This is a genomic window from Verrucomicrobium sp. (genome assembly GCA_028283855.1).
Classification (GTDB): Bacteria; Verrucomicrobiota; Verrucomicrobiia; order Methylacidiphilales; family GAS474; genus GAS474.
Window position 1 is genome coordinate 1,048,902 of record JAPWJX010000003.1, and the last position, 24,593, is coordinate 1,073,494.

At 62.5% G+C, this 24,593-nt stretch carries 20 protein-coding genes, 3 tRNA genes and 3 rRNA genes; 13 read left to right on the plus strand and 13 right to left on the minus strand.

Going from position 1 to position 24,593, the window contains the following annotated elements:
• Positions 1 to 67 precede the first annotated feature (67 nt).
• From ftsH to metE, 8 genes are all read right to left on the minus strand, one after another.
• Complete coding sequence (gene ftsH / locus PW734_06310) at positions 68 to 2,146, minus strand: ATP-dependent zinc metalloprotease FtsH (protein MDE1170809.1); 2,079 nt, start codon at positions 2,144 to 2,146, stop codon at positions 68 to 70.
• A 27-nt stretch (positions 2,147 to 2,173) separates the two neighbouring features.
• Positions 2,174 to 3,298: an aminofutalosine synthase MqnE gene (gene mqnE / locus PW734_06315; GenBank protein MDE1170810.1), complete on the minus strand. Its 1,125-nt coding sequence runs from the start codon at positions 3,296 to 3,298 to the stop codon at positions 2,174 to 2,176.
• Positions 3,299 to 3,393: 95 nt separating this feature from the next.
• Positions 3,394 to 4,239, minus strand: a complete 846-nt coding sequence (ubiA, locus tag PW734_06320) for a putative 4-hydroxybenzoate polyprenyltransferase (protein MDE1170811.1) — start codon at positions 4,237 to 4,239, stop codon at positions 3,394 to 3,396.
• A gap of 5 nt (positions 4,240 to 4,244) precedes the next feature.
• The gene (locus PW734_06325; protein MDE1170812.1) at positions 4,245 to 4,805 is read right to left on the minus strand and encodes a UbiX family flavin prenyltransferase; all 561 of its coding nucleotides are present in this window, start codon (positions 4,803 to 4,805) and stop codon (positions 4,245 to 4,247) included.
• A 19-nt stretch (positions 4,806 to 4,824) separates the two neighbouring features.
• Positions 4,825 to 4,900 (minus strand) — tRNA-Phe (locus PW734_06330).
• A gap of 53 nt (positions 4,901 to 4,953) precedes the next feature.
• Positions 4,954 to 6,441 carry a hypothetical protein gene (locus PW734_06335; GenBank protein ID MDE1170813.1) on the minus strand — a complete coding sequence of 496 codons (1,488 nt, stop codon included), beginning with the start codon at positions 6,439 to 6,441 and terminating at the stop codon, positions 4,954 to 4,956.
• Positions 6,442 to 6,531: 90 nt separating this feature from the next.
• The gene (locus PW734_06340; GenBank protein MDE1170814.1) at positions 6,532 to 7,392 is read right to left on the minus strand and encodes a DMT family transporter; all 861 of its coding nucleotides are present in this window, start codon (positions 7,390 to 7,392) and stop codon (positions 6,532 to 6,534) included.
• Positions 7,389 to 9,707 (minus strand): 5-methyltetrahydropteroyltriglutamate--homocysteine S-methyltransferase, encoded by a 2,319-nt coding sequence (gene metE, locus PW734_06345; protein MDE1170815.1) that lies wholly within the window; start codon positions 9,705 to 9,707, stop codon positions 7,389 to 7,391. Before metE ends, PW734_06340 begins: the two co-directional genes overlap by 4 nt.
• Positions 9,708 to 9,796: 89 nt before the next feature.
• Here metE and PW734_06350 point away from each other — a divergent pair, with 89 nt between their 5' ends.
• Complete coding sequence (locus PW734_06350) at positions 9,797 to 10,108, plus strand: hypothetical protein (protein ID MDE1170816.1); 312 nt, start codon at positions 9,797 to 9,799, stop codon at positions 10,106 to 10,108.
• A 28-nt stretch (positions 10,109 to 10,136) separates the two neighbouring features.
• Here the strand turns inward: PW734_06350 and PW734_06355 are convergent, their stop codons facing one another.
• Positions 10,137 to 10,424 (minus strand): hypothetical protein, encoded by a 288-nt coding sequence (locus PW734_06355; protein ID MDE1170817.1) that lies wholly within the window; start codon positions 10,422 to 10,424, stop codon positions 10,137 to 10,139.
• Positions 10,425 to 10,662: 238 nt separating this feature from the next.
• Between PW734_06355 and PW734_06360 the strand changes: the two genes are divergently transcribed.
• The 11 genes from PW734_06360 (at position 10,663) to PW734_06410 (ending at position 21,452) form a co-directional block, all read left to right on the plus strand.
• The gene (locus PW734_06360; protein ID MDE1170818.1) at positions 10,663 to 10,887 is read left to right on the plus strand and encodes a hypothetical protein; all 225 of its coding nucleotides are present in this window, start codon (positions 10,663 to 10,665) and stop codon (positions 10,885 to 10,887) included.
• Between the two features lie 153 nt (positions 10,888 to 11,040).
• Positions 11,041 to 11,676, plus strand: coding sequence for a hypothetical protein (locus tag PW734_06365; GenBank protein ID MDE1170819.1), 636 nt, complete (start codon positions 11,041 to 11,043; stop codon positions 11,674 to 11,676).
• A 39-nt stretch (positions 11,677 to 11,715) separates the two neighbouring features.
• Positions 11,716 to 13,563, plus strand: a complete 1,848-nt coding sequence (locus PW734_06370) for an ABC transporter permease subunit (GenBank protein MDE1170820.1) — start codon at positions 11,716 to 11,718, stop codon at positions 13,561 to 13,563.
• Between the two features lie 11 nt (positions 13,564 to 13,574).
• Positions 13,575 to 14,933, plus strand: a complete 1,359-nt coding sequence (locus tag PW734_06375) for a nitrate/sulfonate/bicarbonate ABC transporter ATP-binding protein (protein ID MDE1170821.1) — start codon at positions 13,575 to 13,577, stop codon at positions 14,931 to 14,933.
• A gap of 564 nt (positions 14,934 to 15,497) precedes the next feature.
• Positions 15,498 to 17,012 (plus strand): 16S ribosomal RNA (locus PW734_06380).
• A 213-nt stretch (positions 17,013 to 17,225) separates the two neighbouring features.
• Positions 17,226 to 17,298, plus strand: a tRNA-Ala gene (locus PW734_06385).
• 33 nt (positions 17,299 to 17,331) lie between these two features.
• A tRNA-Ile gene (locus tag PW734_06390) sits at positions 17,332 to 17,408 on the plus strand.
• 166 nt (positions 17,409 to 17,574) lie between these two features.
• Positions 17,575 to 20,433: ribosomal RNA gene (locus tag PW734_06395) — 23S ribosomal RNA — on the plus strand.
• A 135-nt stretch (positions 20,434 to 20,568) separates the two neighbouring features.
• Positions 20,569 to 20,683, plus strand: a 5S ribosomal RNA gene (gene rrf / locus PW734_06400).
• The 16S, 23S and 5S rRNA genes sit together here with 2 tRNA genes alongside, the layout of an rRNA operon.
• A 139-nt stretch (positions 20,684 to 20,822) precedes the next feature.
• Positions 20,823 to 21,077 (plus strand): hypothetical protein, encoded by a 255-nt coding sequence (locus PW734_06405; protein MDE1170822.1) that lies wholly within the window; start codon positions 20,823 to 20,825, stop codon positions 21,075 to 21,077.
• Between the two features lie 12 nt (positions 21,078 to 21,089).
• Entirely contained in the window at positions 21,090 to 21,452 is a 363-nt protein-coding gene (locus PW734_06410) for a hypothetical protein (protein MDE1170823.1), read from the plus strand.
• A 58-nt stretch (positions 21,453 to 21,510) separates the two neighbouring features.
• Here PW734_06410 and PW734_06415 read toward each other — a convergent pair whose 3' ends face one another.
• Together PW734_06415 and PW734_06420 are read right to left on the minus strand one after the other, a co-directional pair.
• Positions 21,511 to 21,741, minus strand: coding sequence for a hypothetical protein (locus PW734_06415; GenBank protein MDE1170824.1), 231 nt, complete (start codon positions 21,739 to 21,741; stop codon positions 21,511 to 21,513).
• A gap of 5 nt (positions 21,742 to 21,746) precedes the next feature.
• A complete protein-coding gene (locus tag PW734_06420; protein ID MDE1170825.1) occupies positions 21,747 to 22,346 on the minus strand; it encodes a DNA-3-methyladenine glycosylase in 600 nt (199 codons plus the stop codon).
• A 62-nt stretch (positions 22,347 to 22,408) separates the two neighbouring features.
• On the opposite strand from PW734_06420, the gene PW734_06425 reads away from it, so the two are divergent.
• Positions 22,409 to 23,485 (plus strand): L-dopachrome tautomerase-related protein, encoded by a 1,077-nt coding sequence (locus PW734_06425; GenBank protein ID MDE1170826.1) that lies wholly within the window; start codon positions 22,409 to 22,411, stop codon positions 23,483 to 23,485.
• Here the strand turns inward: PW734_06425 and PW734_06430 are convergent.
• Positions 23,482 to 24,285 carry a hypothetical protein gene (locus tag PW734_06430; protein MDE1170827.1) on the minus strand — a complete coding sequence of 268 codons (804 nt, stop codon included), beginning with the start codon at positions 24,283 to 24,285 and terminating at the stop codon, positions 23,482 to 23,484. The two genes, PW734_06425 and PW734_06430, sit on opposite strands and share 4 nt — an antisense overlap.
• Positions 24,286 to 24,300: 15 nt before the next feature.
• Entirely contained in the window at positions 24,301 to 24,543 is a 243-nt protein-coding gene (locus PW734_06435) for a hypothetical protein (protein ID MDE1170828.1), read from the minus strand.
• Between the last annotated feature and the right edge of the window lie 50 nt (positions 24,544 to 24,593).

The window sequence follows — 24,593 nt, forward strand, 5'->3', positions numbered from 1 at the left end:
CCGGTAACGAAAAAAAGGGGCGCGCCCAGCCGGGCGCGCCCCTTTTTCGTTTGGCAGGAATTGGCCCCTACGCCCCGGCGGGCGCGCCCTGCAGGCCGGGCAGCATGCCGCCGTCGTCCTTGTCGTCGGCGGGCTTCGGGTTGGGAGGCAGCGTCTCGGACGGGGTGGGAAGGACCGGCGGCTCGATATTCTTCGGCGGCGGGTTGGTCATCTTGCCCGTGCGGATGATTTCCTCCACCTGGGCGCCGTCCAGCGTTTCGTATTCCAGGAGCGCGGCGGCCAGCGCCTCGATCTCCGTGCGGTGCTTGAGGATGAGGTCCTTGGCCTTGTTGTAGGCGCTGTTGATGAAGTGGAGGACCTCCTGGTCGATTTCCTGCGCGGTGCTCTCGCTGTAGCCGCGGGAGTGGCCCAGCTCGCGGCCCAGGAAGACCATGTTGGAGTCGTCCCCGTAGCGGACCATGCCCAGCTTCTCGCTCATGCCCCATTCGCAGACCATCTTGCGGGCGTTCCAGGTGGCCATGTGGATGTCCCCGGCGGCGCCGCTGGTGATGTCCCCCAGGAAGATCTCTTCCGCCACGCGGCCGCCCATGAGGACGCAGAGATCGTCGATCAGCTCGTGCTTGCGGGTGCTGTATTTGTCCTTTTCCGGCAGCATCATGGTGACGCCCAGCGCGGGGCCGCGCGGGATGATGGTCACCTTGTGCAGGGGATCGGTGTGCTCCAGAAGGATGTTCAGGATGGCGTGGCCGGCCTCGTGGTAGGCGGTCACCTTCTTCTCCTCCTCGCTCATGGCCAGGCTGCGGCGCTCGCGGCCCCAGCGCACCTTGTCGCGCGCCTCTTCCAGGTCGGGCTGGGTGATGAATTCTTTGTTGCTCTTGGCCGCGATGAGGGCCGCCTCGTTGATGAGGTTGGCCAGTTCCGCGCCGGAGAAGCCGGGGGTGCCGCGGGCCAGGGAGTGGAGGTCGGCCTTGGGGTCGATCTTCACCTTCTGCACGTGGACGCTGAGGATCTGCTCCCGGCCCTTGATGTCCGGCAGGTTCACGCGCACCTCGCGGTCGAAGCGGCCGGGCCGCAGCAGCGCCGGGTCCAGGACGTCCTTCCGGTTCGTCGCCGCCACCATGATGATGCCTTCCTGGGACTCGATGCCGTCCATCTCCACCAGGAGGGCGTTGAGGGTCTGCTCCCGCTCGTCATGGCCGCCGCCCATGCCGGTGCCGCGGCTGCGGCCCACGGCGTCGATTTCGTCGATGAAGATGATGCAGGGGGCGTGCTTCTTGCCCTGCTCGAACATGTCGCGCACGCGGCTGGCGCCGACGCCGACGAACATTTCCACGAAGTCGGAGCCGCTGATGCTGAAGAAGGGGACGTCGGCCTCGCCCGCGATGGCCTTGGCCAGCATGGTCTTGCCCGTTCCCGGAGGGCCGACCATGAGGACGCCTTTCGGGATGCGGCCGCCGAGTTTCTGGAAGCGCTTGGGGTCCTTGAGGAACTCGACGATTTCCTGCACCTCTTCCTTGGCCTCCTCCACCCCCGCCACGTCCTTGAACATGATGCGGTTGCGGTCGCGGGAGAGCATGCGGGCGCGGCTCTTGCCGAAGCTGAAGGCCGACTTGCCCGCCATGCGCAGCTGCTGGCGGAAGACGAAGTAGATCAGAACGACGAAGAGGAGGAACGGCAGGAAGCTGACGAGGGTCTGGCTCCAGTAGCTGTTCACCGTGCGGGTCTCCACGTCTTGGAAGCCGTTTTCCGCCAGGAACTGGCTGAGGTTCTTTTCCCATTCCAGGTCGACATTGGTGTGGTAGCCGCTGGCGACCACGGTCGCGTCGGTGGCGCTCTTCGCGTGCTTGTAGCGGCCTTCCAGGTAGGTCTGGCCGGTGGCCTCCCGGTAGAAGGTGACGTTCTCCACCCGGTGCTCGCGGACGGCATTCTTGAACTTGGGCATCGTCAGCTCGTCCATCTGGGAGGTGCGGAGGCCGCTGGCGCTGCTGATGTAGAAAAAGATGCCGATGGCCGCCATCACCAGGATGAGGAGGCCCATGCCCTTCCAGCCGGATTCCGGCTGCGGCGGCCGGTTTTCCGGATCTTCCTGGTTCACGGGACGGCGGCGGCGCGCGGGGCGGCGGCGGGGAGAGGGAGTAGGAGGCATGAGAGTAGGGGGGGGGAACTTAGTTAACTAGCACGTTTGCAATTCCTTAGCAACCGCCGGGACGGGACGGTAGAACGTATCGCGTTGCGCCGGAACGCGCCCGGCTTCCCGGATCGCCCGCTCCAGGCGGGCGACGGTCTGTTCCTGCGGGGTCTTGGCCCCCGCCATGTGGAAAATGAGTTCCTCCTGGATGGTGCCGTGGAGGTCGTCCGCGCCGAAGCTCTGGGCGATCTGCGCCAGGGGCAGCGTCATGCTGATCCAGTAGGAGGTGATGTGGTCGAAGTTGTCCAGGTAGAGGCGCGTGACGGCGATGTTCCGCAGCTCCTCCCGCCCGCCGACGCGGGGCTGGGGCTTCATCTTGTTGTTCTCCGGCTCGTAGGCGTAGGGGACGATGGCGGTGAAGCCGCCCGTCTCCTCCTGCAACTCCCGGAGGCGGCGCAGGTGGTCGACGCGGTGGGCCGGGGTCTCGATGTGGCCGTAGAGCATCGTGCAGGTGCTCTTTTGCCCCATTTGGTGCCAGGTGCGGTGGACTTCCAGCCACTCCTCCGCCGTTTCCTTTCCCCGGCAAATTTGGTCCCGGATCCCTTGGTCGAAGATTTCCGCCCCGCCGCCGGTGAGGGAGTCGAGGCCCGCTTCCCGCAGGATTTCCAGGGTTTCCCGGATCGGCTTCTTGGCGATCCGCTCCGCCAGGTGGCGGATCTCCACGGCGGTGAACATCTTCAGCCGCAGCCCGGGGCAAGCCTCCCGGATCCCGCGCAGCAGGTCGGTGTAGTAGGAAAAGGGGAGCTTCGGGTGGAGGCCGCCGACGCTGTGAATTTCGGTGAGCCCCTCGGCCTGGGCCTTCTTGGCCTTCTCCACCAGCTCCTCGACGGAGTAGGCGAAGGCCCCTTCCTGCCCGGCGCGCCGGTAAAAGGCGCAGAACTGGCAGCTCAGGAGGCAGACGTTGGAGTAGTTGAGGTAGCGGTTGAGAATGTAGCTGGTGACGTTGCCGTTCTTCTTTTCCCGGACGTGGTTGGCCAGGAGGCCGACGAGGTTCAGGTCCTCGCAGGCGTAGAGCGCCAGCGCGTCGGCGTCGGAGAGACGCTCCCCGGCGTGGACCTTCTCCGCGATGGGGCCCAGGCCCGCGCGGTGGAAAAGAGACTCCAATGGCATGGTTGTAACTTAGCGGAGGAAAGCCCCGATGGGAAATTAGACTCCCTCTCTCCCGTATTTGCTCAAATTATGAGCGGGAGCTTCCTGCGTCGACCCTAAACCCAGAATTCGAGCGCCGCGCTGGCCAGAAGGACGACGCTGACGATCGCATTGGCCTGGAAGAAGGCCCAGTTGATCCGCTTCATGTCGCTCGTCCGGCAGAGCCAAAGCTCCGCCCCCAGGGCGAAGGCGACCAGGACCAGCCCCGCCAGGTAGACCTTCCCCAGCCCGCCCAGGACGCCGAAGAATAGAAAGCAAAGCCAGGCGATCGTCTGCAGCCCGGCGGCCAGCCGGATGGCCGCCCCGATGCCGAAGCGCGCGGGGAAGGAGTGAAGGCCGTGCGCGCGGTCGAACTCGGCGTCCATCGTCGCGTAGATCAAATCGAAGCCGAAGACCCAGCACAGCACCCCGGCGGCCAGGAGCCACGGCGCGGGGGACCAGAGCTCCCCGCGCACGGCGGCCCACGCGCCCATCGGCGCGGCGGCCAGCGCCAGCCCCAGGAAGGCGTGGCTGAAGGAGGTGAAGCGCTTCGTCAGCGAGTAGCCCAGGATGAGCAGGATGGCCAGCGGCGCCAGGAACAGGCAGAGCTTATTGATCGCCGCCGCGGCGATGAGGAAGATCCCCAGGTTGGCCCCGCAGAGGAGGAGGGCGTCCCGCCGGGAGAGGAGCTGGTGGCGGTAGGCGGTGCGGGGGTTTTTCTTGTCGAACTCCCAGTCCACGATCCGGTTAAAGGCCATCGCCGCCGTGCGCGCGCCGACCATGCAGACCAGGATGAGCGCCAGGACGCGCCCGCCGGGCAGCCCGCGCGCCGCCGTCAGCATGGAGATGAGGGCAAAGGGGAGGGCGAAGACGGTGTGGCTGAATTTGATGAACTTGAGGGCGGGGCGGATTTTTTTGAGCATGGGGATTATTCCTTCGGGGCGGGCTCCTTCCAGCGGCGGCCCAGTTCGTGGTCGATCTTGAGATGGTCCAGCACGCGGGCGACGACGGTGTCGACCACGTCGCGCACCGTCTCCGGCTTGCCGTAGAAAGAGGGGGAGGCGGGCAGCACGGTGGCCCCGGCCTCCAGGAGGCTGACCACGTTCCGCGCCTGGAGGAGGTTCCACGGCATCTCCCGGGGGACCAGGAGGAGCGGGCGCTTTTCTTTAAGAAAAACATCGGCCGCGCGGGTGATCGTGCTGTCCGAGTAGCCGTGGGCGATCCGGCCGATCGTCCCCATGGAGCAGGGGATGACAACCATGGCGTCGTATTTGGCCGAACCGGAGACGAAGGGGACCTGCATCGTCCGGTCCTGGTAGACCTGGAACTGGGCGGGGATGGAAAGGGCGCCGGTCTCCGCGGCGGCGACTTCCTCCGCGTGTAGGCTCGTCACCACATCGACATGGTGGGGGCCGGCGGCCAGGCATTCCAGGAGCCGCTGCGCGTAGAGGGAGCCGGAGGCCCCGGTGATGGCGACGACGAGCTTCATGACAGGCTCTGAGAAAAAGTGGTGGCTGGGACCGGGATCGAACCGGTGACACGCGGATTTTCAGTCCGCTGCTCTACCAACTGAGCTACCCAGCCAGGAGAAGGGACGGGGATCATGCCGTCCTCCCCCGCCCGATGGCAAGGGGGATTTAGCGTCCTTCCCGGGTAACCGCCGGGGAGGGGGCGAGGAAAGGGGCGTTGCCGGGACGGCCCGGGGGCGGCCCTTTGGCAAAGAGGGGCCTCTCCGCCCGTTCCAGGAAACCCAGGGAGAGGTCCACCCGGGAGAAATAATCGGCCAGGTCGGAGGCCGTCAGGGCCATGTTCGGCCGGGTATCCTTGGCGGCCTCCCGCGCGGCGGCGGTTTCCCGGAGCATGGCCTCCCGCTGGGCATCGGTTCTTTTGCCGAAGCGCCGGTCGAACGTCGCGTAGAGAGCCCGCTGCGCCGCCACGTTCCCGTTTTGGATCGCCACCCGCAGGACGTTGAGGAAGACCTCCGGCTCCACCTTTTCCGCCAGCCGCCCGTAATGGGCCGTGTCCCAGGAATCGGCCTCCTGGTAGCGGCGGGCGATCACGTGATAGGCGAAGGCGATGCCGTAATTGGGCCGCGTTTCCAGCCCCAGCTTTGCCCGGCCCTGCGGGTCCCCGTAGACCTCCTCCAACACGTCGCCGTAATCCTCCGGCAGCACCTCGGCGTAGTAGCGCCGTTTTTCCGCCTCCGTCAGCTGGTCCAGGCCCTGCTGGACGTGGAAGACCGCGTGGCCCAGGCCGTTGGGGGCGGGATTGTAGGCGGGGAACCGCCGCAGCGCCTCCCGGCCCTCCGGCGTCCGCAGCGCGGCGCTGAGCGGATCCCGCTCCTTTGGGTCAAGATCGACGCGGCGGAAGAGATTGTAGGCGGCCGCGTACAGCTCCACCCGGTTTTCCGGCAGCCGCTTCCACGCGTGGAGGCGGATCGCCCCGGCGAACGCCTCGCTCAGGTAGGCCAGCCGCTCCGTCGCCAGGAGGGGATAGGAAGAAAGGGACGACTCCGGCCGCAGCTTCCGCTGGACGGCCTCCAGATCTGTCCTCATCCGCGCGGCGCGGCCGGGGTCGCCCTCCGCCAGCATCCGGCCCAGCACGGGCCCGAAGCCGACGGCCGGTTCCTGGAGAAGGTCGGTGGGGGCGGCGGCGGGGTCGATGATCCGGCGGACCGATTTCTTCACCTCGTCGATCGCGTGCGTCCCCTCGTGATGGAGCATGCCCATCTCCGTCCCGTAGGTGGCCAAGGAGCGGCTGCTCTGGGCGTTGACCCGGACCTGGATGGGCGTGCGGAACTGGGAATTCTGGAACGCCAGATAGCTGGGGCTCAAAAGGGTGGGCATCGGCGCGAAAAGCGGTGCCGCGTGGCTCAACGTTTCCCCCGTCGGCGTCCCGGCCGCTCCCGGGCTCACCGTGAGCCAAAGGCCGATGTCCAGGTCCAGATCGCCATCATGCGGCATCCCGGCGGGAAGGCGTCCTCCGTAGCCCTTCCGGATCAGTTCTTGGGCTTGCTGCCAGTGGGCGGAAGCCGGGGCGGGGAGAGGCGGCGGCGCGGCCCATCCTGTTCCCGCCCAGGGGAACGTAACGCCCAGCACCAAGTTCCGCAGCAATGCCCGCGACATAATCCGGCGACAAAGGAGTCGGCAGGATAATGTTTAACGCTTAAATTGCAACTTAAGCGTATAAATGGGCGGGTTTACGTCTGTTTTATATCATTCCAGAGCGGGTGCCCCCTCCAGCCGGAGAAGGGCGAAAGAAGCCCCCACGATCAGGGCCGCGCTCACCGCCACCCAGCCGGTTACCGGTTCTCCGAAAAAGAGAGCCGCCAGCAGGATGGCGTAGACCGGCTCCAGGGCCACGAAGCCGCCGCACGTCGCGGCGGAGAGCCGGTTAAGCGCGTAGAAATAGAGCTGGTGCATCAGCGCCGTGCCGACGATCCCCAGGAAGGCCAGGCAAAGCCACGCCGCCGGACCGGAAGGAACGGGCCGGGAAAAGAAAAGGAACGGCACCAAAAGAAGGGTGACGGCCGCGTTGACCCACAAAGAAACCCGGAGGGGGGAGAGCGCTTCCCCCAGCCGCTTGCTGGAGTGGCTGAACCACGCGAAGGCCAGCGCGGAAAAGAGCCCGCAGAACGCGCCGCCGAGGCGGCCGCCGTGGCCGCGCGGGTCGACCAGGAGGGCGACGGCGGCGACGATCGCCGCTCCGGCGGCCAGCTCCGCCCCGCGCGGGCGGCGGCGCTGCGCCCGGCTTTCGATCAGGACGGTGAAGAGGGGAAAGACGGCGAAGGTGAGAGTGGCCACGGCCACTCCCGCTTCCTGCACGGCGGCGAAGAAGGAGACCCAATGCAGGGCCAGCGCCGCGCCCGTCGCCGCCGTGCGGGCGCGCAGCGGCGGGGGCGGCAGGGAGTGCTCCCGCCGCGCGCGGGCGATGAGCCCCAGCGTCGCCGCCGCGCAGGCGGCCCGCGCGGCGACGATCCAGACGGGGGAGGCGGCCAGCTTACCGTAGAGGGCGGCGCTGCCGAAGAGCAGCGCCCCCACGTTGATGGCAATCAGGCCCCGCGTCCGCCGGGTCAATTCTCTTCCCGCAGCGCCTTGGCCGCGGCGACGAGGTTGCGCAGGGAGGCGACGACCTCCTCCCAGCCGCGCGTCTTCAGGCCGCAGTCCGGGTTGGCCCAGAGGTTGCGGCGCGGGATGACGGCCAGCGCCTTGCGGAGCAGGTCCTCCATCTCCTTTTGGGAGGGGACGCGCGGGGAGTGGATGTCCCAGACGCCCGGCCCGATCTCGTTCGGGTATTTAAAGTCGGCGAAGCCGCGCAGCAGCTCCATGCCGGAGCGGCTGGCCTCGATGGAGATGACGTCGGCGTCCAGGCGGGCGATGGAGGGGAGGATGTCGTTGAACTCCCCGTAGCACATGTGGGTGTGGATCTGCGTCTCGTCCTTCACTCCGCCGGCGGAGAGGCGGAAGAGGTCCACGGCCCAGCCCAGGTATTCCTCCCATTCCCCGCGGCGCAGGGGCAGGCCCTCGCGCAGGGCGGGCTCGTCGATCTGGATGGCGGCCAGGCCGGCCTTCTCCAGGTCGCAGACTTCGTCCCGCAGCGCCAGCGCCAGGTGGGTGGCGGAGAGGCGGCGGGGCTGGTCGTCCCGGACGAAGCTCCACTGCAGCATGGTGATGGGGCCGGTAAGCATCCCCTTCATGGGGCGCTTGGTGAGGGATTGGGCGTATTGGGACCAGCTGACGGTCATGGGGGCGCGGCGCGCGACGTCGCCGAAGAGGATGGGCGGCTTCACGCAGCGGGAGCCGTAGCTCTGGACCCAGCCGTTCTCGGTGAAGGCGTAGCCCTCCAGCTGCTCGCCGAAGTATTCGACCATGTCGTTCCGCTCGAATTCCCCGTGCACGGGCATGTCGATGTCCAGCTCCTCCTGGAGGCGGACGGTCTTGGCGATCTCGTCCTTGAGGAACTTCTCGTAGGCCTCGTTGGAAAGCTCGCCCTTCTTCCACTTGGCGCGGGCGGCGCGGACTTCCGCTGTCTGCGGGAAGGAGCCGATGGTGGTGGTGGGGAAGGCCGGGAGTTTCAGGTGCTCGTGCTGCCGGGCCTGCCGCTGGGGGAAGGGGGACTGGCGGCTGAAGTCCTGGGGTGTGACGGCGGCGGCGCGGGCGGCCACGTCGGCGCGGTGGATCTTCGGGCTCTGGCGGCGGGCTTCCAGCGCGGCGGCGTTTTCCCGCAGGGGCGCGGAGACGTCCTTGCCCGCCAGCGCGTCGGCCAGGAGGCGGACTTCCGCCAATTTCTCCTCCGCGAAGGCGAGCCAGCCCTTGAGTTCCGGGTCGATCTTCTGCTCCGCGCGCAGGGAGACGGGCGCGTGGAGGAGGGAACAGCTGGGGGCCACCCAGAGCCGTTCCGTTCCGAGCCGCTCGGCCACGCCGTTGAGCAGGGCCAGGGCGGGGACCAGGTCGGCCTTCCAGATGTTGCGCCCGTCGATGACGCCGACGGAGAGGACCTTCCCCTCCGGCACGCGGCCCGCGACGGCGGCCGCTTCCTCCGCGCCGCGCACGGCGTCGATGTGGTAGCCGGCCACGGGCAGGGAGAGGAAGAGATCCCGGTTGTCCTGGAGCGGGCCGAAGTAGGTGGCCAAAAGGATCTTCAGCCCCGGCGCGGCGGCGGCCAGGCGGGCGTAGGCCTTTTCCAGCGCGGCGCGCTGGGCGGCGCTCAGGTCGAGGGCGAAGACCGGCTCGTCGAGCTGGACCCACTCGGCGCCCGCGGCGGAGAGCTTCCTCAGCGTCTCCTCATAGACGGGGAGGATCTTCTCCAGCAGGCTGAAGCGGTCGAAGCCAGGCGCGGTCGCCTTCGCCAGGGAGAGGAAGGTGACGGGGCCCAGGATGACCGGCTTGGCGCGGAGGCCCAGGGCCTTGGCCTCGGCGAATTCGTTGAAGGGCTTGCGGGAGGCCAGGCGGAAGGCGGTGTCCGGGCCCAGCTCCGGCACCAGGTAGTGGTAATTCGTGTCGAACCACTTCGTCATTTCCAGGGCGGGAACGCCCTCGGACGGGCCGTGGTCGTGGCCGCAGTCGCAGGCCTTCTCGGCGGCCAGGATGCCGCGGGCCATGCGGAAGTAAGTCGTCAGGTCGACGTCGCCCTTCCCCTCCCAGTGGAAGCGAGCGGGCACCGCGCCGACGAGGCAGAGGGTGTCGAGCACCTGGTCGTAAAAGCTGAAGTCGTTGCAGGCGACGTAGTCGATCCCGGCCTGCTTCTGGGCGTGCCAGTGCGCGGCGCGCAGGCGCTCGGCGGTCTGCTGCAGCTCGGCCTCGGAAATCTTCCCCTTCCAGAAGGCCTCGCTGGCCGTCTTCAGTTCGCGTTTTTCCCCGATGCGGGGATAGCCCAGAATGTGCGTGGTCATCGCCCTAATCTCAATAGGCCGCCACAGGGATGCGGCAAGCATTTATTTGTATATCATAATATGCAAATGGATTGATGGGTCTTTGCAAAATGTCCCGGCGATTCGGGCCGAAACTTTGCAAAGCGCCTGAATCACGGGAAAAACGTGAAAAATTGGAAATTATCATAACCCGCATGGTTTCAGTGACTTGTGATCTAAAATGGGGTGGCTGGCACGGCTGCGGCTATTCCCATGGCATGAACGCCACGCTTCCTTCCCCCTATATCGTGACGCCGCAATATGGTCCGCGTCGGAATCATCATGGCCGCAATCGTCCTCAGACGGGCGACATGGGCCGCCTGATCCTCTACGCCTTGGCCTTCCAGGCCTTGCTGATTTTCGCTTTCTCTCACGCCTTCTAAAAAGAAAGAAGGCGCAAAAGGGCGCGCGCTATCGGGAATGCGCGCGGGTGAAGCGGGCCGCCAAAACGTGTCCCGCGCCTTCCGGCACGGCGCGCAGCGCCTCGGCAAATGCCGCCGGTTCCAGCTTGAATTCCTTGCCCAGCCGCGCGGCCTCCGTGTCGAAGCGGCTGCCCGCCGCTTTCTCCGCCGCGTCCAGCGCGGGGAGCGCCTCAAAGCGGCCATCGGCCTCCGCGCCGCGGCGCAGGGAAGAATTCCGTTGGTGTTCCAGGGCGTACGATTCGGCCCAGCGGGTCAGGGCGTCATGGAAAGCGGACATGGGCAGAACCATAATCGCTCCCGCCGGGAGTGCAATTTTTCGATGGGGCCCCCCTTCTTTCCGGCATTCTGCATGAAAAAGGGGATGGAAGCGGCGGAGGGGCTAAATTTGCAAGCGGCTGATTTAAAGAAGGTTGTGCAATATAAACGCGGCTTGGCACGGCGGCGGCTAAATTCCAATCAAGGAAGCCAGGGGTTTCCTGGAAAGTAAGGACCAACCAAAAGAAGGAGAACGAATCATGAAGGCACTATTTCTGACGGGTGTGTTGCTGATCGGAGCCGGCATCGTGGCGCTGGTGTACCAGGGCTTCAGCTACACGAAGAAGGAGCGGGTCCTCGACTTGGGCCCGATCCATGCCGATGCCAACCGGAGCCACTACGTTTGGATCCCGCCGCTGGCGGGCGCCGTAGCGGTCGTCGCGGGCGTGGCCTGCGTCGTGGTCGGCAACCGTCGCACCATTTAGGCGAGGGGACGCGGGATTTCGCGAAGCTGGGGGGTTTCAACAAATCCCGCGCCCTTCCCTAAAACAATCCTCGAAAGGGGGTCCGGCCTTCAGGGGCTGGGCCCCCTTTCTTTTTTCTGTACTTTTACGTAAAAAATGGGAGGCTGCTTATTCATGCGCTTTCAGCCCAATCGGGATTACGTCAGCAATGACGTGGTCCAAACCCCCCGGCCCCTGGCCAAGCTTTTGGTCGACCACTTCCGTCCCGCAGGCCGCGTCCTGGAACCCTGCCGGGGAGAAGGGCACATTTACGATTTGCTGCCCCCCGGCTCCCCCTGGTGTGAAATTTTGGAGGGGCGCGACTTTCTCGATTGGACGGAGCGGGTCGATTGGGTCTTCACTAATCCTCCCTGGAGCCGCATCCGGGAATTCCTGCTCCACGGCATGCAGGTGGCCGACGACATCGTCTTCCTCATGACGGTGAACCACGCCTGGACGAAGGCCCGGGTACGGGACGTCCGGGAAAACGGCTTCGGCTTCAAGGAGCTGTGCATGGTCGACATGCCCGCCAGCTTCCCGCAGTCCGGCTTCCAGCTGGGCGCCGTCCACTGGCAGCGCGGCTGGACCGGCCCCATCACCTTCAGCGACTTTACCGCCGCCCGTCCCCGCGTGGCGGAGGCCGACGCGGTCCCCGTCCCCGCCCTGCCGAAGCCGCTGCGCGCCCGCCGCGTCCCGGCTCCCGTGCCGGCCCGGGCGCCGCGCCGGCCGCAGGCGCCTGCCGCCCGCCCCCGCCGCGCCGTGCGGGGTTGACCGATGTGGGCATAATGGCGTTGGCGTTTCCTTTGAACGATGGCCATTGATCCCCACGCGCATGAAAAGGAGGGGCAGGAGCCGGCGCCGCCCGGCTTCCTCGGCGTTTTCAACCCCTTCGGCTCCTTTACCACGGCGGCGTCGACCTTAAGTTCTTTCAACCCGCGCTTTGCCCTCGGCGCGGCGGTCTCCCTTTTCCGGGGTTCTATCTGGATCAACCTCCTGGTCCTCTTGGGCGTGGGCGCGCTCCTCTTCGGCACCATCGACGTGGCGCACGAGTGGCGCGCGCCGCTGAGGGCGAAGGTCGACATGGACCTGAGCTTCTGGCGGCTGCCGCAATACACCCTCTACACCCTCTCGCGCGGCCTGGTCGCCTACGCCTTCTCCCTCCTCTTCACCTTCATCTACGCCCGTTGGGCGGCGTATGACGCCAAGGCGGAGAAGATCCTCATCCCCGCCCTGGACATTTTGCAGAGCATCCCCGTCCTCGGCTTCCTGCCGGGCTTGGTCCTGGCGCTCGTCGGCCTCTTTCCCCATTCCAACTTCGGCCTGGAGCTGGCCTGCGTCCTCATGTTCTTCACCGGCCAGGTGTGGAACATGACCTTCAGCTTCTACTATTCCTTAAAGAGCGTGCCGCAGGACTTCGTCGCCGTGGCGCGGCTCACCGGGCTCTCCACCCGCCAGTTCCTCTGGGGCGTGGAGCTGCCCCTGGCCGCCAACGGCCTGGTCTTCAACAGCATGATGTCGATGGCGGGGGGCTGGTTCTTCCTCACCATCACGGAAGCCTTCACCCTGGGGAACAAGGATTTCCGCCTCCCGGGCCTCGGCTCCTATATGAGCGTGGCCCAGCAGGAGGGGAACGGGTGGGCGCAGATCGGCGCCATCGTGGCGATGATGCTCATGATCGTCGTCCTCGATCAGCTGCTCTTCCGTCCTCTGGTCGTCTGGACCCAGCGCTTCAAGCTGGAGGACGTGCAGAACGGCCCGGCCGACCACTCCTGGTTCCTCGACATCCTCGTCCGCTCCACGCTGATCCGCGACTTCATCGAGTTCCTCCAGCGTCCCCGCATTAAGGAACTCCAGAGCCGCCTGGGCCTGGACAGCGCCGCGCCGGTCGTCGGCGTGGAGGCGCCTCCCTCCCGCTCGAGCCGCTTCTTCTACCGGCTCTTTCTGGCCGTCCTGGGCGGGCTGGCCCTTTACGGCGCGTGGAAAATCTGCCGCCTGGTTCTCATGCTCCACTGGCGGGAGTGGCTCACCATCCTGGGCGGCACCGGGCTGACCGCCGCGCGCGTCTTCAGCGCGCTGGCCCTGGGCACCCTGTGGACCGTCCCCGTCGGCGTCTACATCGGCATGCGGCCCCGGCTCCAGCGGATCTTCCAGCCCATCATCCAGGTCGCGGCCTCCTTCCCGTCGCCCATGGTCTTCAACACCATCCTCACCCTCCTTTTTCTCATCCACGGGTCCCTCAGTTGGGGGGCGGTCATCCTCATGCTCATGGGGACCCAGTGGTACATCTTCTTCAACGTCATCTCCGGCGCCGCCGCCATCCCGGCCGATCTCCACGCCTGCGGACGGGTCCTGGGCCTGAAAGGCTGGGCGCGCTGGAAGAACTTCTACCTGCCCGCCATCTTCCCCGCCCTGGTCACCGGCTGGATCACCGCCGCCGGCGGCGCGTGGAACGCCAGCATCGTTTCCGAATACGTGAACAGCGGCGCCCACACCACCCTGGGCCTGGGCTCCATCATCAGCGAGGCCACCGACCGGGGCGACTACCCCGTCCTGGCCGCCTCCGTCATCCTCATGGCCCTCGTCGTCGTGGGCCTCAACCGTTTCCTGTGGAAACCCCTTCAGCAGATGGCCGAGTCCCGCTGCCGCATCCTCAACTAGAACCTTCTAATATGGCTTCCGCACCCCACCTGGCCGAACTGCGCGGCATCACCCACCGCTTCGGCGGCCAGACCACCGACCTGGCGCTGCAAGACGTCAGCCTCACCATCGAGCGGAACGACATGGTCGCCCTCCTGGGCCCCTCCGGTTGCGGCAAGTCGACCCTCCTGCGCATCCTCACCGGCCTCATCCACCCGACGGAAGGGGAGGTCCGCTTCAAGGACGAGCGCCTCCACGGCATCAACCCCGGCGTGGCCATGGTCTTCCAGAACTTCGCCCTCTTCCCCTGGCTCACCGTCAGCCAAAACATCCTCCTGGGCCTGCACAAGCTGGGCCTGGAAGAGCGCGAGCAGTTCGAGCGGCTCGAGCACATCATCGACCTCGTCGGCCTCCAGGGCTACGCCGATTCCCTGCCGAAGGAGCTTTCCGGCGGCATGAAACAGCGCGTCGGCTTCGCCCGCGCCATCGTCGCCCAGCCGGAAATCCTCTGTCTGGACGAGCCCTTCAGCGCCCTGGACGTCCTCACCACGGAAACCCTCCGCACCGAGCTGCTGCGCCTGTGGACCGATCCCGACCTCAGCCTCAACAGCATGGTCCTGGTCACCCACAACATCCAGGAAGCCGTCCTCATGGCGCGCCGCATCGTCGTCCTGGCCTCCCATCCCGGGCGGATTCAGACCGTCGTCGAAAACCCGCTGCCCTATCCGCGCGACCCGGACAGCGCGCCTTTCAAACAGCTCGTCGACCAAGTCCACGGCATCCTCACCCAGACCATCCTGCCGGACGGGCCCGTCACCACCGTCTCCGTCGCCGTCACGCCGGAATCGCCCGACGCCGCCACGGAGGAAAAGGCCGCGCCGCACATCGTCCCCGTCAGCCCGCTGCCGCGCGCGCTCCTCTCCGAAGTGCAGGGCCTGCTCACCCTCCTGGGCGACGTGCCCGAAGACATCTACGACCTCTCCTGCCAGATCGGCAAAGACTTCGGCGCCACCCTCGTCGTCGTCAAAGCCGCGGAATTACTGGGCTTCGTCGACACCCCGGGCCATGACGTCGTGCTCACCGCCCTCGGTAAACGCTTCAACGCGCTCGACACGCAGGAGAAGACGGACCTCCTGCAGGAACAGATCCGCAAAGTGAAGATCTTCGAGCTGGTGCTGCGCCTCATCGACGCGTCGCCGGAGAAGGTGATCGACGAAGATCAAGTGGTGGAGCGGCTTGGAGCCATTTTCCCGCACGAAAAACCGCGCATCCTCTGGAAAACGATCCTCAATTGGGGCCGTTTTGCGGAGCTTTTCAGCTACGACGCGCACGCCCGGCAGGTGCGCCGCTTCGAAAAAGTGAGCTTCACCGGCGACGAAGACGCCGAATAAGCCGAATTTTTTCGTCCCGCATCTCCCTTTCCATCAACGGAAAGCGAGTTTGTACGGAAAAACCTGCAAAAAAACCATTGCCCTTTGCGGTGGTTTTTATATGTTCCTCGTCCCGCTTGTTCTGTTCGCCGCGATATCGGCGCGATGCTTTCGAAAGTTCGAAAGCGCCAAATCGAAAAAAATCGAAATTGGTGCTAGACACTTAGAAAAAGGTACGCATGATACACGGCTCCCACGGAGGCCTAGCCAACGTGAGGATAAAACAATTTTCGGTTTCCGAAGTGAAGCCGATCGTTCTTTGGCAATATTGGGAATCGGTCGCCGGTTGATAAAACCGAGCGAAAGATTTCGAGATAGATGAGACAGCAAAGACGGAAAGCACAAAATTGAATTGTGCGGAACGTCAAGTTCTTAAGAGTATTAACACTCGTTAATCAGCGAGCAATCGCTGGTTGACGTTTTATGACCAAACGACAATTGGACTCGTTCCAATTGGCAAGTGAAGGTCAGTTCAAGCTCACGCTTAAACTCGGTTTCTTTGGGTTCGCTCAAAGCAACCGTTTATTTACGGAGAGTTTGATTCTGGCTCAGAACGAACGCTGGCGGCGTGGATAAGACATGCAAGTCGAACGCGACTTTTTTGGTAGCAATACTAAAAAAGTTGAGTGGCGAAAGGGTGCGTAACACGTGGGAATCTATCGGAAAGTGGGGGATAGCCCGCCGAAAGGCGGGGTAATACCCCATGTGAAGGCAACTTCAAAGTCGGGGACCGCAAGGCCTGACGCTTTTCGAGGAGCCCGCGGCCTATCAGCTAGTTGGTGAGGTAATGGCTCACCAAGGCTATGACGGGTAGCTGGTCTGAGAGGACGACCAGCCACACTGGAACTGAGACACGGTCCAGACACCTACGGGTGGCAGCAGTCGAGAATTTTTCACAATGGGGGCAACCCTGATGGAGCGACGCCGCGTGGAGGATGAAGGTTTTCGGATTGTAAACTCCTGTCACTGCAGAGCAAAGCTTGGGCATTAATACCGCCCAAGTCTGATAGTATGCAGGGAGGAAGGGACGGCTAACTCTGTGCCAGCAGCCGCGGTAATACAGAGGTCCCGAGCGTTGTTCGGATTCACTGGGCGTAAAGGGTGTGTAGGAGGCTAGGTAAGTCAGGTGTGAAATCCCACTGCTTAACAGTGGAACTGCATTCGATACTGCCTAGCTAGAGGATCGGAGGGGGAAACGGAATTCTTGGTGTAGCGGTGAAATGCGTAGATATCAAGAGGAACGCCGGTGGCGAAAGCGGTTTCCTGGAAGATTCCTGACTCTGAAACACGAAAGCCAGGGGAGCAAATGGGATTAGATACCCCAGTAGTCCTGGCCGTAAACGGTGTGCGTTAGGCGCTAGCGGATTCGACCCCGTTGGTGCCGTAGATAACTCGTTAAACGCACCGCCTGAGGAGTACGGTCGCAAGATTAAAACTCAAAGAAATTGACGGGGGCCCGCACAAGCGGTGGAGTATGTGGCTTAATTCGATGCAACGCGAAGAACCTTACCTGGCCTTGACATGCATTGTTCAGGCGATGAAAGTCGCTGGGTCGCAAGACCGAATTGCACAGGTGCTGCATGGCTGTCGTCAGCTCGTGTCGTGAGATGTTGGGTTAAGTCCCGCAACGAGCGCAACCCCTATGACCTGTTGCCGAAAGGATCTCTGGTCAGACTGCCCTGTTTAACGGGGAGGAAGGTGGGGATGACGTCAAGTCAGTATGGCCCTTACGGCCAGGGCTGCACACGTACTACAATGCCCAGTACAGAAGGAAGCAATACCGCAAGGTGGAGCGAATCCCCAAAACTGGGCCCAGTTCGGATTGGAGGCTGCAACTCGCCTCCATGAAGTTGGAATCGCTAGTAATGGCGCATCAGCTACGGCGCCGTGAATACGTTCCCGGGCCTTGTACACACCGCCCGTCACATCATGAAAGCCTATTGTACCCGAAGTCGGTTTCCGCCTAAGGTATGGTCGGTGATTGGGATGAAGTCGTAACAAGGTAGCCGTAGGGGAACCTGCGGCTGGATCACCTCCTTTCTAAGGAGTATGTCGATCCCTACTTCTTCGGTCCTTCGGGACTGCATGAAGCTAGGTTGAACGACAAGGTCGACGGCTAACGCCAAAGGGCAACCTTTGGTTATGCCGTTAAAACCTAGAGCTCGAAAGGGCTCAGGTACTTGATGTTCCGCACAATTCAGTTTTGTGTCTTTTACTTTGCTGGTTTAGAATCCTGGCCAAACAGTCACCTACGGGGGCATAGCTCAGTTGGTAGAGCGGTAGCTTTGCAAGCTATAGGTCAGGGGTTCGAATCCCCTTGCCTCCACGGCAAGGTAGTCTCCCTGACAAAAAGCTTCCAGGGCCTGTAGCTCAGTTGGTTAGAGCATGCGCTTGATAAGCGCAGGGTCACTGGTTCGAGTCCAGTCAGGCCCACCATTCTATCTCGTCTCGATTCCCGATACGGCAACGATTTGCACCGTCAATAAGACGGGGCAGCGTTCTTTGAAAACTACAGGTAACGCGGAAAAGAATTACAACTTTTTTGCTGAATGCGAGAGTCCGGTTTGATCGGCAACGGTCAGATCGGATCCGAGAACCAAATTAAAAAGCTACTAAGAGCACATAATGAATGCCTTGGCGCTGAATGGCTATGAAAGACGTGGCAAACTGCGATAAGCCTCGGGGAGTGGTAAGCACACTTTGATCCGGGGATTTCTGAATGGGGTAACCCAGCCCGAGTTATGTCGGGCTATGCTGGAGTGAATTCATAGCTCCGGTCATGCGACACCTGCTGAAGTGAAACATCTCAGTAAGCAGAGGAATAGAAAATGACAATGATTCCGTAAGTAGTGGCGAGCGAAAGCGGAAAAGCCCAAACCTGGGAGCTTGCTCCTGGGGGTTGTAGGGCCTCAACGTGGACTTGGTTGTGTTAGATGAAGCGGATGGAAAGTCGCCCCATAGAAGGTGAGAGGCCTTTAATCGAAAACACGACCATACCTAGAGGTACCCTGAGTAACACGATGCACGTGAAACTTCGTGTGAATCTGTGCCGACCACGGCATAAGGCTAAATACAAGTCAGCGACCGATAGTGAACCAGTACCGTGAGGGAAAGGTGAAAAGAACCGCTGTGAGCGGAGTGAAATAGAACCTGCAATTATGTGCTTACAAGGTGTTAGAGCCCGCAAGGGTGATAGCGTGCCTTTTGCTTAATGAGTCTGCGAGTTACTGTCCGTGGCGAGTCAAAGCTCCTTTGGAGTGAAGGCGAAGCGAAAGCGAGTCCGAAATGGGCGACCATAGCCGCTGGCAGTAGACCCGAAGGGGAGGTGATCTACGCATGGTCAGGCTGAAGTTTCCTTAACCGGAAATGAAGGGCCGAACACGTGAAGGTTGAAAACTTCTGTGATGAACTGTGTGTAGGAGCGAAAGACTAATCAAACCCCCTGATAGCTGGTTCTCCCCGAAATAGCTTGAGGGCTAGCCTCGTGTGCTGACTTGCGCGGGTAGAGCACTGGATGGACTAGGGTCCACACCCGGATACCGAATCCAATCAAACTCCGAATAGCGCAGGGTGAAACACGGGAGTCAGACAGCGAGGGATAAGCTTCGTTGTCGAGAGGAAAACAATCCAGATCGTCAGCTAAGGTGCCCAAATAGTGCTAAGTGGAAAGGATGTTAAGTTTCTAAAACAGTGAGGATGTTGGCTTAGAGGCAGCCATCATTTAAACAGTGCGTAATAGCTGACTCATCGAGAAACTTAGCGCCGAAAATGATTGGCGATTAAGCACTATACCGAAGCTACGGATACGCCAGGATTTCGATCCTGGCGCATGGTAGGGGAGCGTTCTAAGGGCTGTGAAGCAGGAGGGAAACCAACTGTGGAGCGCTTAGAAGTGAGGATGCAGACATGAGTAGCGATAAGACAGGTTGAATTCCTGTCCGCCGTAAACCCAAGGTTTCCTGGGGAAGGTTCGTCCTCCCAGGGTTAGCCGGGAACTAAGTCGAGGCCGTAAGGCGTAGGCGATGTCAAGCTGGTTTAATATTCCAGCGCCACCGACATTTAAGTAGGAGGGACGCATGTGCGGAGATGAGCGAGGTGTTGAATGTCCTTGTGCCGCAAGGTGACCCAAGGGAGCAATCCTGAGGGGATTCATTAAAGCATGTGCCAAGAAAAGCTCCTATGTATACTAAGGTGCCCGTACCGTAAACCGACACAGGTGGGTGGGTCGAATAGACTAAGGCGCGTGAGTGAAACCTCTTTAAGGAACTCGGCAAATTAACCCCGTAACTTAGGAAGAAGGGGTGCCCTCGAAAGGGGGCCGCAGTTAATCGCGTCAACCGACTGTTTAACAAAAACACAGCTCTCTGCCAAGTCGCAAGACGACGTATAGGGAGTGACACGTGACCAATGCTGGAAGATTACGGTAAGAGGTTAGCCGCAAGGCGAAGCTTTGAGCCCAAGTCCCAGTGAATGTCGGCCGTAACTATAACGGTCCTAAGGTAGCGAAATTCCTTGTCGGGTAAGTTCCGACCTGCACGAATCGTGTAACGAGTTGACGACTGTCTCAAAGAGGAGCTCAGCGAAGTTGTAATGGCGGTGAAGATGCCGCCTTCCTGCAGTAGGACGGAAAGACCCCGTGCACCTTTACTGTAAGCTGTTACTGGATTTTTATGTGGAATACTTAGCGTAAGTGGAAGGCTTTGAAGTGATCCTTGCGGGGATCATGGAGCCGACAATGAAACACCACCTTTTCTTCATGAGAATTCTAACCCCTATTGCCCTGAATCGGGCGGGGGGACAATGGCAGCGGGTCAGTTTGACTGGGGCGGTTTCCTCCAAAAGAGTAACGGAGGAGTTCGAAGGTTCCCTCAGCATGGTTGGTAATCATGCGCCGAGCACATGGGTAGAAGGGAGCTTAACTGCGAGACCAACAAGTCGAGCAGATACGAAAGTAGGACCAAGTGATCCGGTGGTAGAAAGTGGAATTGCCATCGCTCAACGGACAAAAGGTACGCCGGGGATAACAGGCTGATCGCGCCCAAGCGTTCATAGCGACGGCGCGGTTTGGCACCTCGATGTCGGCTCATCGCATCCTGGGGCTGGAGAAGGTCCCAAGGGTCCGGCTGTTCGCCGGTTAAAGCGGTACGCGAGCTGGGTTCAGAACGTCGTGAGACAGTTCGGTCCTTATCCACTGTGGGCGCAGGAGATTTGAGGGGTTCATTCCTTAGTACGAGAGGACCGGGAATGACGAGCCTCTGGTGTTCCGGTTGTGACGTCAGTCGCAGCGCCGGGTAGCTATGCTCGGAAAGGATAAGCGCTGAAAGCATCTAAGCGCCAAGCCTATCCCAAGATGAGATCTCCCCATTAAGATCGAGGTAGACCACCTCGTTGATAGGTCGCGCGTGTACGCACAGTAATGTGTTTAGCGGAGCGATACTAATTATCTGATTGGCTTTATTTTGGTATTCAGCAGGAAATAATGTTCTTTTTCGCTTTGCCTGTAGTTTTCAGAGAACGTAGTTGTTCTTTTTAAAACGAAGGTAACAAGAGCCGCCAGAGATTCTGACGGATGGCAGGAATGCCATTCAGTTAGCCCTCTGGTGACTTAGAGACGTGGCTCCACCCGTTCCCATCCCGAACACGGAAGTTAAACGCGTCATCGCCGATGGTAGTGCTTCTATAGGTTGTGCGAGAGTAGGTTGTTGCCAGTTTTATCCCCCGCCTGGGCGAAAGTCCGGGCGGGGGTTTTTTATTGTCTGGGGTGGGCTCAGGCAGCCTCCGGCGCCGTTGCTTGCTGGGTATTATTTTTTGTTGCTATTGCCTGCAAATGAAGTAGGTATTCCAGACTTCATGCGTGTTTTTAACTTCTCATTGACCATAGCGGCCGCCTTGGTGGCCATCCTCGTCCTGACCAACATTGGCCTGGGCCGCCATAATGCGAGCGTGGCCGGCCAGCTGACCTCCGCGCAGCAGGTGCTGCAGAGCCTGCCCTCTAACCGGCAGGCCCTGGGCGCCCTTGTCGAGCGCGTCAATTCCGCCGCGGCCACGGACCAGCCGCTGAAGGATTTGCTCAAGCGCCTCCAGCTTTCCGTCACTAACTCCTAATTTTATCTGAATATGAGCGACACGATTCCTCCCGTCCCTACCGAAACGAAGACTTCCTGCTGCGCCGGCGGCGAGTGCGCCTGGATGGACTGCTTTAGCTGGCAGATTCCCCTGGCTATTCTCCTGGCCACGCTGCTCTTCACCAACACGCTGGAATTCATCAACCTCTTCGGGCAGCGGAACCGCTTGGCCGACGGCCAGAAGCAGCTGACTCTCCCTGAGGTGCAGAACCAGCTGCGGCAGGCGGCTCTGGTTTCCCAGAAGCTTGATCAGCTGGCGCGAGGCATTGTCTCTCTGGCGCCGAGCGATGCCGCGGCCAAGAAGATCCAGGAAGATTTCCGCATCACGGTGCGCGGCCCTGAGCCGAAGAAGTAGTCCCGGGGATTGCCCCTCTCAAAAAGCCGTCCCGGGTAAACCGGGGCGGCTTTTTTGTTTAGGAGTGGCCTTCGGCTTCCTCTCCCTTGAGGAGGGCCAGCGCTTTGGCGTAGCTGCGGCGCTGGAGGTAGTGGCGGAGCATGGGATCGGCTTGGGAAGCCCATTGCTTTTCCCACGCTTCGAGCGCCCGCATGGAGGGAAGGAGCGGTGGTGGTTCCGGCTGTTTTTGCGCGCCGATGGCGGCCAGGTAGGTTTCCAGCGTTTCCTGGAGGGAGCGCAGCGGGTCCATGCGGATTATTTTAGCGCGGCTTCCGGCGGCTGCCATATAAACCGCCAGGGTTTGGCCGCCCATTCCGCGGCGTAGGCGACGCCGATGCGTGGTCCGGCGGCGATTTCTTTTTTCATGGGCAGGAGGCCGATGTCTTCCACCCAGAGGCGGGCGCCGGTCAAAGGGGCGCGGTTGTCGGCCCGTTCGATGCCCAGGGCCTGGCAGACCATGCCGGGGCCGGCGGCCCACCGGGATTCGGGGATGCCGGGACGGCGCCGGGCGGCCAGATCGCGGCCTTCGACGACGCGCACGGCGCGGATGAGGACGGCCATGGGTTCTCCTTGCGGGCCGGTGACGAAGTTGAGCATGTTGTGGAGGCCGTAGCAGAGGTAGACGTAGGCGATGCCGCCGGGGGCGAAGAGGGGTTCGGTCCGTGGGGTGCGGCGGTGGTTGTAGCCGTGGCAGGCTTTGTCCGGGGCGCCGCCGTAGGCTTCCGTTTCCGTGATGAGGGCGGCGCAGCGGCCCTCCGGTCCCTGGACGACGACCTGCTTTCCCAGGAAGAAGCGGGCCTGGGCCACGGGGTCGGGATCCAGGTAGGCCTGGAGTGGAAGTTTGAGGCCTTTCACGCGGGGGTAGGATACGGCCCTTCGCAGTTGAGCAAACCCCATTTTGGTCTAAGTAAGGAAGCATGGTCCGTATTCTCTGTTTCTTTCTTCTCCTGGCGCCGTTGGCGCAGGCTGCGCATTTGGAAGTGGCCGCCCAGTTCCCGGACCGGCAGGTGACGGGGGTGACGGTTTCGAGGACGGGCCGCCTTTTCGTCAGCTTTCCCCATTGGGAGGAGTTCAAGCATCTCTCCGTGGCGGAGGTGCTTCCGGGCGGCGTGCTCAAGCCTTTCCCGCTGGAGTGGGACCAGGACGGTCCGGGCAGCGCGGCGGCGGGTGTCCCGTCGACCAACGCCTTTTTCTGCGTGCAGAGTGTGGTTTGCGACGATCAGGATATGCTGTGGATTTTGGATACGGGCTCGCCCGGGCTGGCGGGGGTGGTGCCGGGCCAGGCGAAGCTGGTCGGCGTCGATCTGGCGACGGGCCGGGCGAAGAAGGTGATTGTCTTCAGTGGGGAGGCGGCGCCGCCGAAGAGCTATATCAATGACGTGCGGATCGACACGGCCCGGAAGGTGGCTTACCTAAGCGATTCCGGACTGGGCGGCGTTCTGGTTGTCGATTTGGAAAAGGGCGGCGCGCGCCGCGTGCTTCAGGATCACCCCTCGACGCAGCCGGAGGAGGGTTTTGCCCTTCAGGTGAATGGCAAGGTTTTGAGGGGGCCGGACGGAAAGTCGCCCCGGATCGCTTCTGACGGGATCGAGCTGAGCGCGGACAAGGCGATGCTCTATTACCACGCATTGACGGGCCGGACGCTTTACAGCGTGCCGACGGCGGCGCTGCGCGACCCGGCGCTCAAGCCCGCGGAGTTGGCTGCGCAGGTGAGGGCGGTGGCTGACACGGGGCCGGTCGACGGGCTGGGGTTGGGGAAGGACGGCCGGATCTATCTCTCCTGCCTGGAAGATGGTGTGATCCGCAGTGTGGTGCCGGGTGAGGCTGTGCAGGAGGTCTGCCGCGATCCGCGGTTTCTGTGGCCGGACACCTTCGCCACGGGGCCGGACGGAAGTCTTTACTTCACCTGTTCCCAGGTTGAGAACATGCCGCGTTTCAACGGCGGCAAGAGTGCCCGCACGGCGCCTTACGCGGTCTTTCGGCTGTTTCCTTAGGGAATGAAGCTGGGGGCCCGGTGTCCCTTGGTGGGGTGGGGGGAGAGGCCGGTGGTGATCATTCCTTCATGCTGGATGAGGGAGGGGCGCAGGACGGCCAGCGGGCATTCGCGGGTGACGCAGTAGTCCCGGAGGAGGAGGTCGTTGGCTTTGGTGTAAAGGCGGACGCCGTTTGCCTCCACGTAGGAGGCGATTTTTCGGCGGACTTGCGGGGGGTAGTAGATGCCTTGGGCGCCGTAGAAATTGACGGCCTCCATTTCGATGAAGCCCGGGGGGCCGGGCTCGATCTGCAGGGGGGAGTAGAGGCTTAAGACGAAGTCGTCCGGCTTGATGCCGTGGGCGCCTTTGGCCAGGACGGTGAATTTTTGCAGCCAGTTGGAGGTGAAGCTTACGTCGTCCTCGAAGAGGAGGAGTTTGTCTTCCGCCGCCAGCCCCAGGAAGAGGCTGCGCCAGTAGTTGAAGACGGTCTTGTAGTGTACCCGGCGGTCGTCCGGCACGGGGAAGATCTCCATGATCCGGGCTTCCTGCTCGGAGGCGGCAAAGATGCGGGCCAGGCCCATTTCTTCGTAAGGGCGGACGTAGTCGGCGTGGGTGGTGCCGACGATCAGATTCACCGGCAGGAGCAAGGCGGCCAGGGGGTCTTGTTCCAGGAAGCTTTTGAGCGTGGCGTGGATGTATTCGGGCTGACGGTCGATGGTCAGGAAGCTGGCCTTCAGGGGGGTCTTTACCCCCTGGGCGTCCCACTCGGCTTTGCGTTGGAGAGCGGCGGCGACGGCTGCCTGGCTCAGGAGCACCCCCATGTCCCGGCGATCTCTCTAGCGGCTGCTGCGCGTCAGGGTGGCGACGCCGGTGACCTTGCCCGCGTCCCGCATTTCGATGTCCTGATAGAGGCGGGGGGCCAGGGATTGCTCTTGAAGTTGGGCGCAGATTTCCCGGGCGGCGTCGAGGTCCTCGACCTCCAGGGCCTGTTCCAGCTCGATCAGCTGTTGCAGGAAGGGGAGGGAGGCGCCGTCCGTACTGGAGGTGTAGGAAACCGAGAAGGAGCTAGTGGGCCGCATGACTTCTTTCAGCAGCGCATGTGCCAAGGGGACGAATCTTTCGTAAGAAG

Excerpts from the sequence above, each read along its gene's own strand:
- ftsH (MDE1170809.1), bottom strand. The coding sequence starts at position 2,146 with ATGCCTCCTACTCCCTCTCCCCGCCGCCGCCCCGCGCGCCGCCGCCGT.
- mqnE (MDE1170810.1), bottom strand. The coding sequence starts at position 3,298 with ATGCCATTGGAGTCTCTTTTCCACCGCGCGGGCCTGGGCCCCATCGCG.
- ubiA (MDE1170811.1), bottom strand. The coding sequence starts at position 4,239 with ATGCTCAAAAAAATCCGCCCCGCCCTCAAGTTCATCAAATTCAGCCAC.
- PW734_06325 (MDE1170812.1), bottom strand. The coding sequence starts at position 4,805 with ATGAAGCTCGTCGTCGCCATCACCGGGGCCTCCGGCTCCCTCTACGCG.
- PW734_06335 (MDE1170813.1), bottom strand. The coding sequence starts at position 6,441 with ATGTCGCGGGCATTGCTGCGGAACTTGGTGCTGGGCGTTACGTTCCCC.
- metE (MDE1170815.1), bottom strand. The coding sequence starts at position 9,707 with ATGACCACGCACATTCTGGGCTATCCCCGCATCGGGGAAAAACGCGAA.
- PW734_06350 (MDE1170816.1), top strand. The coding sequence starts at position 9,797 with ATGTCCCGGCGATTCGGGCCGAAACTTTGCAAAGCGCCTGAATCACGG.
- PW734_06355 (MDE1170817.1), bottom strand. The coding sequence starts at position 10,424 with ATGTCCGCTTTCCATGACGCCCTGACCCGCTGGGCCGAATCGTACGCC.
- PW734_06360 (MDE1170818.1), top strand. The coding sequence starts at position 10,663 with ATGAAGGCACTATTTCTGACGGGTGTGTTGCTGATCGGAGCCGGCATC.
- PW734_06365 (MDE1170819.1), top strand. The coding sequence starts at position 11,041 with ATGCGCTTTCAGCCCAATCGGGATTACGTCAGCAATGACGTGGTCCAA.
- PW734_06370 (MDE1170820.1), top strand. The coding sequence starts at position 11,716 with ATGGCCATTGATCCCCACGCGCATGAAAAGGAGGGGCAGGAGCCGGCG.
- PW734_06375 (MDE1170821.1), top strand. The coding sequence starts at position 13,575 with ATGGCTTCCGCACCCCACCTGGCCGAACTGCGCGGCATCACCCACCGC.
- PW734_06405 (MDE1170822.1), top strand. The coding sequence starts at position 20,823 with ATGCGTGTTTTTAACTTCTCATTGACCATAGCGGCCGCCTTGGTGGCC.
- PW734_06410 (MDE1170823.1), top strand. The coding sequence starts at position 21,090 with ATGAGCGACACGATTCCTCCCGTCCCTACCGAAACGAAGACTTCCTGC.
- PW734_06415 (MDE1170824.1), bottom strand. The coding sequence starts at position 21,741 with ATGGACCCGCTGCGCTCCCTCCAGGAAACGCTGGAAACCTACCTGGCC.
- PW734_06425 (MDE1170826.1), top strand. The coding sequence starts at position 22,409 with ATGGTCCGTATTCTCTGTTTCTTTCTTCTCCTGGCGCCGTTGGCGCAG.
- PW734_06430 (MDE1170827.1), bottom strand. The coding sequence starts at position 24,285 with ATGGGGGTGCTCCTGAGCCAGGCAGCCGTCGCCGCCGCTCTCCAACGC.
- PW734_06435 (MDE1170828.1), bottom strand. The coding sequence starts at position 24,543 with ATGCGGCCCACTAGCTCCTTCTCGGTTTCCTACACCTCCAGTACGGAC.